This window comes from Faecalibacterium sp. AF10-46, assembly GCF_003604105.1.
Taxonomy (GTDB): domain Bacteria; phylum Bacillota; class Clostridia; order Oscillospirales; family Ruminococcaceae; genus Faecalibacterium; species Faecalibacterium taiwanense.
Map to the genome: position 1 here is coordinate 29,017 of NZ_QVGY01000008.1, position 11,234 is coordinate 40,250.

Genomic DNA, 11,234 nt, shown 5'->3' on the forward strand with positions numbered 1-11,234 from the left:
AACACCTCCTGTGAGAATCATGCTGCTGTGCAGGTCAGTTCTGTTTTTGTACGATCTTGTATTCATCGCCCGGCTCAAAGAACGGGCAGGCGGCTGTGCTGCGGGAAAGATAGCGGGCCATCTCGTCCTCGTCCAGACAGCCGCCCTGAGCACAGTACCAGCTGCCATACTCATCCTGCACATTGTTCAGGCAGATCTCGCAGGGGTCATTCATTGCCTTCGCCTTCCTGTGCAGCCTTGGCAGCAGCCTCGGCCTCGGCCGCTTCGCGGGCCTGACGCTTGAGGATCTTCGGCTCGATCCAGGTCACGCTGGCAGGGTCCGGGTCCTTGCGGGCGATCAGGGCCTTGATCTTGATGCCCATTTCGGTGAACATGCCCTCGTGTTCGGTGCGGATGTTCCACTCCGGCTCGTTCTCATGGAGGTCAAAGGTCATCCACTCGATGTCGTAGCCGGAAGCGGGGAAATATTCCAGACTGTCGCGGAACAGATCATCGTCGTCGGTCTTGAAGTAGATCTCGCCGCCGTCCTTGAGGAACTCGCGGTAGTTGATGAGCTGGCGCGGATAGGTGAGGCGGTGCTTGTGGGAAGAGCCGTTCTTGCTCCACGGGTTGCAGAAGTTGATGTAGATGCGGCTGACCGTATCCTCGGCGGTAATGACCCCCTTGATGCGCTCGATGTCGGTGCTCATGATCTTCACGTTGTCGATGGGGCGGCCTGCAGCCTGATAGGCGGCTTCGATCTTGCGCTTGGCGAGGATGAGCACCTTATCGGTGATATCGATGCCCAGATAGTTGTTTTCCGGGTGGGCACAGGCCAGCTGGGAGATGAAGCCGCCCTTGCCGCAGCCCAGTTCCAGCACAAAGGGCTGCTCCGGGCGGGCATACTGGGCGTGCCACTTGCCGCCCCAGATCAGCGGCTCGTGCACATGGAAGTCGGCTGCCATCAGCTCGTCGTGGGCATAGGGTTTGAAACGCATTCTCATAGTTTGTTGTTCTCCTTGATGTTGTGTGACTCCTTCAGCCGCCTTCGGCGGCAGCTCTCTCAGCGATGACGGAAGGAGTTATTTCGTCTTTTTCAAAAATTCCTCCACCTGTTCCGGTGCAGCGGCGCAGCTGCCCTGACAGATGCCGGGCTTGCCGCCGCCGCGTCCGTTCAGGGCGGCGTTCAGGGCTTTGGTCAGGGCGCGCACATCGCCGTCTGCCTGCGCGATGCAGTAGCCGGTGCCCTTTTCGGTGGGGGTCAGGGCGGCGCAGAGACCTTTGGTGGCTTCGGTCAGGCGCACCGCCAGCCGGTGCAGGCCGTCCGGGTCAAGGCCGGGCACTGTGCGGATGGCGTCCTCACCGGGGTTTGCCAGCTGGGCAAGTGCATCGAACAGCTGAGAACATACACCAAAGTGTGTAAACTTGAGCGCAGTATACTCATCGTAGACGCGATGCACCGCCACAGCGGTCTGGTCGGCCTTGGCCGAGAGCAGTGCCCCGATCTCTGCCTGCCGCTGGCGCATAGCCTGTGCAGCAAGCAATGCCCGCTGGCCGCACACCACGCTCAGCCGCACGCCGCCCTTGTAGTTTTCGGATGCCAGAATTTTGATCTGTCCCACCTGTCCGGTGGTGCGGGTGTGGGTGCCGCAGCAGGCGCAGACATCCGCACCGGGAATGGTCACGATGCGCACCTGCCCTTCGATCTCCTTTTTGGAGCGGTAGACAAGGGCGGCAAGCTCCTCCCGGGTGGGGTAGCTGACCAGCACCGGCACATCCTGCCACACGATGCGGTTGGCGGCAAACTCGGCTGCCTGCAGGCCCTCGGCAGAAATGGGCACGCTGGTGTCCATGCGCACAGCCTCGGAACCGATGTGGAAGCCCACGTTCTCGGCCCCGAACATCTGGTGCAGGATGCCGGAAAGGATGTGCTCACCGGTGTGCTGCTGCATTTTGTCAAAGCGCCATTCCCAGTCGATGCAGCCGGAAACGGCAGTGCCGGGAACAGCGCTTTCCGGCAGAGCGTCCACGCTGTGCCAGAGGATGCCGTCATGCTCGTGCACATCGGTCACATTCAGCGTGGCACCGTCCGGCAGGGTCAGGGTGCCCCGGTCGGCAGGCTGACCGCCGCCCTCCGGGTAGAACACCGTGCCGTCCAGCGCAATGCGCCCGCCGCCGGTCTTTTCGTCCGGCTCTGCGGCAAGGATGATGCTCTCGCACTGGGTGCGGAAAGCGTCCGGTTCAAAGTATTTTTCAGTGCGCTGCATGGCGCGGGTACCTCCTGTTCAGGGTGCAGTTTGACGATTTAAAATGGCCGCCGCAGGCTCTGGCCATATTCAGCGGAAAATTTATTTTTATTTTTGCAGAATTGGAACGACTGCGGTCGTTCGATTCTGCTTTTTCACGCAAGGGGCCGTAAAGGCCAACAACAAAAGAGTTTTTACTGTATCTGCCGGTTTCGGCCCTTCTGGTGAAAATGCGTTTGGAGCAGCCCGCGTTTGCGCAGCAATGAAAGCCCCGGTGGGGCTTTTAAGCGGCGAGCGGTCTGCGTCAGCAGATGGAGGGGCCTTGCCCCGACAAGTTCCGCAGGCCGCGACAAACGCGAAATAAAAAATCTGGATTCCGCTGAATATAGCCAGAGCGAAAGCGGAGACTATTTAAAATCGAAAAAGGGATACACATCCAGTTTAAAAATAAGTATACCACGTTTTTTGCCTGTGGAAAATAGTCTGCGGATATGTTATGATAAGAAACAACGATATTCCCATAAAATGTTAAAAATGAGGAAGGTAATAGCATGCGTGAAAGTGGAATCCTGATGCCGGTGTCCAGCCTGCCCGGCCCTTACGGTATTGGCTGCTTTGGCAAGGAAGCATTCAAGTTTGTGGATTTTCTGGCACAAGCGGGCCAGAAGATCTGGCAGATCCTGCCGCTCAGTCCCACCGGCTACGGTGACAGCCCCTATCAGAGCTGCTCGGCCTTTGCGGGCAACCCCTATTTTATCGACCTCGACGCTTTGAAGGAAGAAGGCCTGCTCACCGCCGCCCAGCTCAAGGCCGAAAAATGGGGCACAGACCCCAAAGAGGTGGACTACGGCACTTTGTATGTGAGCCGCTTTAAAGTCCTGCGCACCGCCTACGCCGCATGGCGCAAGCAGTGTGCTGGGCTGCACGGCTGCAGCTATTACTTCCCGGATGATTATTATGCCTTTACCCTCGCCAATGAGGAATGGCTGGACGACTACGCCCTGTACATGGCCCTGAAAGTGGCCAACGGCATGAAGAACTGGGTGGAGTGGGACAAGCTCTACCGCCTGCGCGACAAGAAGGCCCTTGCTGCCTTTGCCGCCGAAAACGAGGAAGAGATCGGGTTCTGGAAGTTCGTGCAGTACAAGTTTGCGGCCCAGTGGCAGGCGGTGAAGGCCTACGCCAACAAAAAGGACGTGCAGATTTTGGGCGACATCCCCATCTACGTCTCTGCCGACTCGGTGGATGCATGGGTGGGCGGCGCGCTGTTTGAGCTGGATGCCGACGGCGGCTTTGCCCGTGTGGCGGGCTGCCCGCCGGATTACTTCTCTGCCGACGGTCAGCTGTGGGGCAACCCGCTGTACAACTGGGCCTATCACAAAAAGACTGGCTACGCGTGGTGGGTGCGCCGGGTGCGCCACGCACTGGGCATCTACGACCTGCTGCGCATCGACCACTTCCGCGGCTTCGATACCTATTGGGCCATCCCGGCGGACAGCACCACCGCCCGCACCGGCAAGTGGGAGAACGGCCCCGGCATGGAGCTGTTCGATGCGCTGGAAGCTGCCCTTGGCAAGCTGCCCATCATTGCCGAGGATCTGGGCGAACTGTTCCCCAGCGTGCGAAAGCTGCTGGCCGACAGCACCTTCCCGGGCATGAAGGTGCTGCAGTTCGCCTTTGGCGGCGGGGACAACGAGTATCTGCCCCACAACCACGTCAAGAACAGCGTGGTGTATCCCGGCACCCACGATAACACCACCCTGACCGACTGGTGGGAGAACGGCGCTTCCGAAAAGGAAAAGGCTGCCGCTGCCGCTTACCTGCACCTGACCGGCGTAAAGCCCACCGCAAAGGAGCTGGCGGCCATCCGGACCGATGATGTCCGCATCGCTCTGCTGCGCGCAGCGCTGGGGTCGGTGGCTGACCGGGCCATCATCCCCATGTACGACTGGCTGGGTCTGGGTGCGGAAGCACACCTGAATACCCCCGGCAAGCTGGGCGGAAACTGGGCATGGCGCGCCGCTGACGGCTTTGCCACCAAGGCACTGGCCAAGACCATCCACGACGAGTGCAGTGTGTACTGCCGCGTATAAACAGAAGGCGAAGAGCGGCGGGAGCTTAGCAATTTGACGAAAATGTAAAAACTCCGGCAGAAAATTGTGCGTTTTGCTGGTAAAATCGGAAGCTGAATGGTATAATGTTGCTAAAGCGGCATTATGCCATTTTTCTTTACCTGATGCGTTCCCGGCATTTCCGGAAACAGGACGGGCGCGGGATGCATAATGCGGCAGATGGTTCCTGAACGTATGGGGAACAGGTGACTGCACGCGGGATACGGGAGCGCCGCGTGCGCAGATGATGGGGAAAATTACATGAAGAAAGAATGTACCGAGCAGGATCTACGGGAACTTGCGCGCTCAGCGCAGGCCGTATTTGAGGCAGTGACCCTGACCGAAGCACCGCTTTGTGACGGCTGGCAGGACGATGGCCTGCGGGTGGACTACGAGCTGCGCAATGGCCGTGTGGACTGTGTGCTGCACCGCAGAGTGGAAGCGGACGGCAAATGCTGGGAGCTGGAAATGTGCGCACCGCTGGCAGGCAATGTGCTGCCGGAAGAGCGCATGACACCCCGGGAGCGGGAACTGTGCCGCGAGGATATGAACCACGATTTCCTTACCGGCGTGTACAACCGCCGTTATCTGGAAACGGTGTTTGCCCAAAAGCTGGAACAGTGTGCAGCGCAGGGCCGCAAGGCGGCTGTGGCGCTGGTGAGCATCGACAACGGCCAGAAGCTGCGGGATACCTACGGCCAGCCTGTGATGGACCAGCTGCACTGCTTTGTGGGCAACCAGTGGAAAAAGAGCTTTGATACCCCTGCGGCCCGCGTGGTCTGCCGCCTGACCGGCAGCATCTTTGCGGTGGGCTGTCTGGATGCCGACGGCAAGCAGCTGGCAGAGGAAATGCAGAACCTGTATCGGCAGATGCCCCGGGAATGCATCACCACCACCGGCATGATGCGCCGGGTGCCCTTTACCCTGAGCTGCGGCGCAGCCGGGCTGGAGGAGGTCGCCGCAAAGAATTGGCAGGCGCTGTACGAGCTGTGCGATGCACGCCTGCGGGAGGCACAGAACGCCGGCGGCGATCAAATGCGTGCAGAATAAAACCAGTGTATAAAATCCCCCTTTTGGCGCAGACTAAGGCCAGAAGGGGGATTTTTTGTATGGAAAACCAGAAAAACGACAACCTGAACCTGCTGGAAGCCGTGGTGCAGAATACCGAGATGGGCAAGAACACCTTGGAACAGATCGTGCCGATGACCGACGATGTGCAGTTCAAGGCCGAGCTGCTGCGCCAGCGCAATGTGTACCACCAGCTCAATCAGGAAGCGCACACCGCCATCGAGGCCTGCGGCGGCACCGCGCAGGGTCAAAGCGCCATGGCAAAGCTGAACACCAAAATGGGCATCAGTATGAAGACCCTCACGGATAAGTCCACCCGCAATCTGGCCGAGATGCTCACGCAGGGCAGCGGCATGGGGGTGGTGGACTGCGTGAAGGCCCAGAAGGACTACCCCAATGCCGCGCCCGGCGCAAAGCGCCTTGCCCAAAGGCTGCAGGAGTTTCAGGAGGACAGCCGGGTAAAGCTGGAACAGTTCTTATAAGGCTGCGCTTCGGCGCATAAAAAAGCGCCCCCGCCCCGTCAGGTACAGCTGCCTGAGGGGCGGGGGCTTTGCCGCAATGGCGGCAGATCCTTTTACAGCGCTTCCACCATTGCTGCCACGATGCGGGTGGCGGTGGCTACATATTCCGCAATGCTGAACTTTTTCACCACCAGCACCTCGTGGCCGTCCTCGTCAGCGTTGTCGCTCATGGCGCGCAGGATGACGCAGGGCACACCGTTCTTGGCGGCGATCTGGCTCACAGCGGCACCTTCCATCTCCACGCAGTCGGGGGCGCATTTGGCTTCAATGGCAGCCTTGGTTTCACTGTCGCCCACAAACAGGTCGCCGGTGGCAATCTTGCCCACCAGAGCCTTCACACCCGCTTTGGCGCAGGCTTTTTCGGCGGCAGCGATCAGCTCCGGGTCGCCGGTGTATTCCTTGAGGAACGGCGGGTTCTGGCAGATCATGTCCAGCTGTGCGTCGTGGTACAGCACGGTCTTGCCGATGACCACATCGCCAATGCCGATCTTCGAGGTCATATTGCCTGCGATGCCGGAAAAGATGATCTTCTCCGCGCCGAATTTTGTGATGAGCACCTGCGTGGTGGCGGCGGCATTGGCCTTGCCCATGCCGGCACAGCACACCACCACCTGTTTGCCGGCCAGCGTGCCCTTGTGGTAATCCACGCCGCCGTAGGGCTCCACGGTGACATTCTCCAGCTTTGCACACAGCTGATCGACTTCATCGGGCATTGCGCCCATAATACCGAAAATCATAGGAAACCTCTTTTACGATTTTAAATGGCCGACGCGTGCGCTCTGGCCATAGATAGCAGAAATTTATTTTTAATTTTGTAAGTTCCAAAAGCCTGCGGGCTTTTGAAACTTACTTTTTCACGGGAAGGGGCGAAACCGGAAGTGACATCTTTGCCGAAAATCAGACGTTGAACAGGAACTCGATCACATCGCCATCGTTGACAACGTATTCCTTGCCCTCGGTGCGCTGCAGGCCCTTGGCCTTGACGGCGGCATAATCGAAGTTATTGGCTTCCAGATCGCTGTAGCCAATGACGCTGGCACGGATGAAGCCGCGCTCGAAATCGCTGTGGATCTTGCCGGCAGCCTGCGGTGCTTTGGTGCCCTTGCGGATGGTCCATGCGCGGCACTCCTTCTTGCCGTCGGTCAGGAAGGAGATCAGGCCCAGCAAATCATAGCTGGCAGTGATGAGGTTGTCCAGACCACTGGCTTCAATGCCCATTTCAGCCAGAAAAGCCTTCTTTTCCTCGGGAGAGTAGTCGGCGATATCCTCCTCGGTCTTGGCGCAGATGGGAATGTAGCGTGCGCCCTCTTCCTTGGCGCGTGCGGCCACCAGCGGGACATACTTGTTGTTTTCGATGCCCTCCATCAGGTCGTCCTCGCCCACGTTGCAGGCGTACAGCACCGGCTTAGCGCTCAGCAGGCCCATTTCATGCAGCACGGTCTGCTGCTCGGCATCGCCCTCGTCAAAATCGAAGCTGCGGGCAGGCTTGCCGGCGCTCAGGTGGTCGGCCAGCTGCTGCAGCCATGCGGCTTCGGCGGCAGCACCCTTGTTGTTGCCGCTCTTGGCGGCCTTTGCCATGCGGCCTGCGCGGTTCTGCACCACCTCAAGGTCGGACAGGATCAGCTCGTAGTCGATGGCATCGATGTCAGCAATGGGGTCCACGGCCTCAGCCTTGGAAACATCCTCCACCACATGGATGATGTTGTCATCGTCAAAGCAGCGCACTACATGCACAATGGCGTCGCACTCGCGGATGTGGCCCAGGAACTTGTTGCCAAGGCCTGCACCCTGGCTGGCACCCTTCACAAGGCCCGCGATATCCACAAACTCCACGATGGCAGGGGTCTTTTTGTTGGTCTGCCAGATCTCGGCCAGCTTGTCCAGACGCTTGTCTGGCACGGCTACAATGCCGCTGTTCGGCTCGATGGTGCAGAAGGGATAGTTTGCGGCTTCTGCGTTCTTGGTGGAGGTGATGGCATTGAACAGAGTGGACTTGCCGACGTTCGGCAGGCCGACGATACCTAATTTCATTTTTATGATTTCTCCTTTTATGATGTAGATGATAAACAACTATATTGAACGGATATAAGTTGCTTTTTGCGAGAACTGAATTTGGCGTTGGGTGGGAAAATTGGATTTACTCACCCTTTACTCACCCTTTTTGTGCTTCCTGTGCCTTTGCGAACTGCGCTACGGCCTTTTTCATGGAATCGTCTGTTACATGAACATAGCGGTTCATAGTGGTCGTGATACTGGCGTGACCCAGCAGCTTTTGCAGGACCTTGGGCTGCATTCCGCTCTCAATGGCGCGGGTAGCGTATGTATGGCGCAGAGCGTGCATACAAAATCGCTCAATCCCTGCATCGTCGCACAGCTTGTAGAGGTGAGTGTCATAGGAGCTGTTCTTGGCGGGCATTCCGGTGCGCCAGTTGATGAACACCAGATCACGCATGACCAATTTCCGCTTCTGACCAGTCTTACGATCCATAAAGGTCAGGACAGTGGACAGGTCTTTCGATTCCTTGCGGTATTCTCTGGTGTCATAGATTTCCCGCAGGATGTCGTAAGCGGTGTCGGTCAGAGGAATGGTGCGGTAGCTGGATTCCGTTTTCGGAGGGCCAGCACGCCACACGCCCTGCTTGTGACGATACTCCAAAGTTTTGTTGACGGTCAGAGTATGCTTTTCCCAATCGATAGCATCCCATGTCAGACCGATCATTTCACCAGTACGCAAGCCAGTTTCCAGAATCAGTGCGTACTGAGCATAGTTGTGGGAGCCTTTGGCAGCTTCCAGAAACCGTTTCTGCTCGTCTACAGTCAGAAAGTGGATATCATCAGGTGCACGAACGGGCTTTGTGTAGCGGACACCGTCCATTGGATGTTTGGCAATGAGGTCGTTCTCTCTGGCGCTTTTGAAGAACGTACCCATTGTCATATAGGTCTGCCGGATGGTTGAACCGGCGTAGTCGTCCTCCATGGCGTTCAAAATCCGCTGACAGTCGATCTGCTTGACATCGCGCAACAGCATAGAACCGATGAATGGCTGGATGTTGTGCTCGTATCGCTCACGATAATTCCGAACAGTGTTCGGAGCACGGTTGCCAACGACATCCTTGACCCATTGATTGAACCATGCGTCCACCGTCATATTGGGCGATGCCACAGTCCGACCTTCAGGGTGTAAGCGTAGATAGAGCTGTTCCTGTCGCCAATTTTTGGCTTCTGGAAGGGTCTTGAAGCAGCGTTCCTCACGCTCACCGTGATAATTTCGGCAACGGGCATAGTACAGACCGTCTTTTCGCTGACCAAGCCCTTTTCCGAGTTGTTTTCCTTTAAGATTTTTGCCCATGTTTGTGGCTCCTTTCGAGATAAAAAGAGCCCACACAACACATTTTATTGTATCATGCGGGCGTAGTTTATGCAAGCCCTTCAGCGGGCGTTATAGGGTATCAGATGGCGTATTGCTCGTTCAAAAACTCCTCAAACTTCTTCCGCTTGATGAGTTTCTTAGCCCCCACGAACACAACGAACTTGCACCCATCCTGCAAGGCAAGCTCGGAAATGCGGTTTTGCCCTACACCAAAATAGGCAGCAGCCTCTGGAATCGTCAACAGCCACTTTTCATTGAGCGGCACGAACAGGACGGACTTTTTGATGGATGTATCGGTGTTCGGAAAGGAAATCGGTTCCGAGTTAAGATCGGCTGCAAAATTGGAAGCAGCGGTGGACATGTTGATGTTGGTATGAGTGCTCATAGTGTTTTCCTCCTGAAATTAAAATTGAATGCGAAGCGGATTGCTTCATGATAAGCATATCTGCTTGAATTAGCGTACATTTTGCCTTATGGTGTGATAAGCGCTTGAAAGGAAATCTGCGCATCATCCTGTTGAATCAGTGAACTGAAATCCATGTTCGGGTAAGAAAAGGTTGCCGGTTGCACTTGTGCTGGTGGCCAAGAACAGTTATAATTACCATAATATGAGTTCATAGGAACGGATGTAAAAACGGCAGATCGAAGCAGCTGCATTTGCGGTGACTGACTTTGTTCTTGTGGAGCAGAAGATTCATCACGAAGATGCAGCGGTTCAATGGAATGCTCCGAAGGCGAATCCGGCAGCAGAGGACAGGCGTTCTCCGTTACGGTTTCCGGTTTGCTGGGAGCGGCTTCTTCATCGTCACAGTCATCAAAAGCGTCCAACGGCAGAAGAAGGTCAATCTGCGCTGGGGGCAGGATCGGTTCTGTATCGGAAGGTACCGGAATCGCCAGCGGGCCATTGGCAGGAACGACATCCTCTGGTGACTTACTATGGACGACCAGTGGCTTGGTAGTCGGCGTATCAGAATCACCTACATAAACTGAGCCGGAGACCATAAACTCACCGACTTGAAGCCCTTTAAGCGTGGAAACTAACTTGGCTTTATCTTTCGTGCTGAGCAAGCTGGCACACATACGAACCTCTTCATCAGCTGGCTGGAAACACATCATATACTTGCATTGCTGAAGCAAAATCCGTTGTTCAGGCTTGAACACACGAATGCTCTGGGCAACCAGCAGTGCGTACAGACCTTGTTTGCGGCCCTCACAGAGGATTCGCCCCAATGCGTTGGAAGAGCGTAGCGTATAGTTGCTTAACTCGTCCAGATACAAAAAGGTAGGCGGAAAATCCTCGCAGGTGGCTTCTCGTAACAGTGCTGCAAAAAGCACCTCTTCAACGATGTGTTGCGTAGATAACGAAAACGAGCTCAAATCCAGCAAGGTGATGCCGGGAGAAAACTCTATGTCACCATCCTCAAAAAGCTTTTGTGCAAATAGGGGTGCCAAGGCGTTTTCCAAACCGGGCGCAGAGCGTGAATGAGAACTCTTGATCTCCTGATGCAGGTATTCCAGCACTTCATTCGGAGCCGGTGAAGCACGAAGCACCTCTTTTAAAAGAGGCCGCAATAGCTGTTCTTGTGCATTCGACAGAGCGATAACGGATGTGATAGTGTCAGCGAAAGATGCAGCCGTATCCGCTGGATTATCTGATGCCCCGAACAAATGCAGCTTGAGTGGCTTTTGAGATACGTCCTGACGATGTACATACGGTTCTAGTTCTACTGGAAAAGACACAGCGTGCCGATGATCTATGGCTACGATCCGAACACCTGCCTCTAGCAGTTTCCTTGTGATATTGGAGGAAAGGGTGGTCTTGCCTGTTCCACTTTTTCCACAGATAAAAATGGAAACGTTCCCCTCCTTGAGTTTTTCGATGATTGTAACAGCCTTTTGGTAAGTAGAGCCTATTTTTAACCTCATGGTTCCGTCCCTC

Annotated in this window: 11 protein-coding genes; 3 read left to right on the forward strand and 8 right to left on the reverse strand. The window is 56.2% G+C overall.

Translation table 11 applies throughout. The annotated features are described in order from the left end of the window. Positions 1 to 34 precede the first annotated feature (34 nt). From DWV57_RS09485 to DWV57_RS09495, 3 genes are all read right to left on the reverse strand, one after another. The gene (locus DWV57_RS09485; RefSeq protein WP_097777082.1) at positions 35 to 214 is read right to left on the reverse strand and encodes a DUF6472 family protein; all 180 of its coding nucleotides are present in this window, start codon (positions 212 to 214) and stop codon (positions 35 to 37) included. Further along, positions 207 to 983, reverse strand: a complete 777-nt coding sequence (trmB, locus tag DWV57_RS09490) for a tRNA (guanosine(46)-N7)-methyltransferase TrmB (protein WP_097781008.1) — start codon at positions 981 to 983, stop codon at positions 207 to 209. Before trmB ends, DWV57_RS09485 begins: the two co-directional genes overlap by 8 nt. Before the next feature lie 78 nt (positions 984 to 1,061). Next, a complete protein-coding gene (locus tag DWV57_RS09495; RefSeq protein ID WP_120020627.1) occupies positions 1,062 to 2,246 on the reverse strand; it encodes an alanyl-tRNA editing protein in 1,185 nt (394 codons plus the stop codon). Positions 2,247 to 2,776: 530 nt separating this feature from the next. On the opposite strand from DWV57_RS09495, the gene malQ reads away from it, so the two are divergent. The 3 genes from malQ (at position 2,777) to DWV57_RS09510 (ending at position 5,886) form a co-directional block, all read left to right on the forward strand. After that, complete coding sequence (gene malQ, locus DWV57_RS09500) at positions 2,777 to 4,318, forward strand: 4-alpha-glucanotransferase (protein ID WP_120020628.1); 1,542 nt, start codon at positions 2,777 to 2,779, stop codon at positions 4,316 to 4,318. Between the two features lie 279 nt (positions 4,319 to 4,597). Next, positions 4,598 to 5,386, forward strand: a complete 789-nt coding sequence (locus tag DWV57_RS09505) for a GGDEF domain-containing protein (RefSeq protein WP_120020629.1) — start codon at positions 4,598 to 4,600, stop codon at positions 5,384 to 5,386. A gap of 59 nt (positions 5,387 to 5,445) precedes the next feature. After that, a complete protein-coding gene (locus DWV57_RS09510) occupies positions 5,446 to 5,886 on the forward strand; it encodes a hypothetical protein (RefSeq protein ID WP_044953312.1) in 441 nt (146 codons plus the stop codon). A gap of 92 nt (positions 5,887 to 5,978) precedes the next feature. On the opposite strand, the gene DWV57_RS09515 is transcribed toward DWV57_RS09510, so the two are convergent. From DWV57_RS09515 to DWV57_RS09535, 5 genes are all read right to left on the reverse strand, one after another. After that, entirely contained in the window at positions 5,979 to 6,662 is a 684-nt protein-coding gene (locus DWV57_RS09515; RefSeq protein WP_120020630.1) for a 5'-methylthioadenosine/adenosylhomocysteine nucleosidase, read from the reverse strand. Positions 6,663 to 6,822: 160 nt separating this feature from the next. Then, positions 6,823 to 7,956, reverse strand: a complete 1,134-nt coding sequence (gene ychF / locus DWV57_RS09520) for a redox-regulated ATPase YchF (RefSeq protein WP_097777075.1) — start codon at positions 7,954 to 7,956, stop codon at positions 6,823 to 6,825. Positions 7,957 to 8,077: 121 nt separating this feature from the next. Next, complete coding sequence (locus tag DWV57_RS09525; RefSeq protein WP_347562392.1) at positions 8,078 to 9,088, reverse strand: tyrosine-type recombinase/integrase; 1,011 nt, start codon at positions 9,086 to 9,088, stop codon at positions 8,078 to 8,080. A 286-nt stretch (positions 9,089 to 9,374) separates the two neighbouring features. Further along, complete coding sequence (locus tag DWV57_RS14985; RefSeq protein WP_347562393.1) at positions 9,375 to 9,680, reverse strand: excisionase; 306 nt, start codon at positions 9,678 to 9,680, stop codon at positions 9,375 to 9,377. A gap of 86 nt (positions 9,681 to 9,766) precedes the next feature. Next, on the reverse strand, positions 9,767 to 11,221 hold the full coding sequence (locus DWV57_RS09535) for a hypothetical protein (RefSeq protein ID WP_120020632.1): 1,455 nt from the start codon (positions 11,219 to 11,221) through the stop codon (positions 9,767 to 9,769). Positions 11,222 to 11,234: the final 13 nt, after the last annotated feature.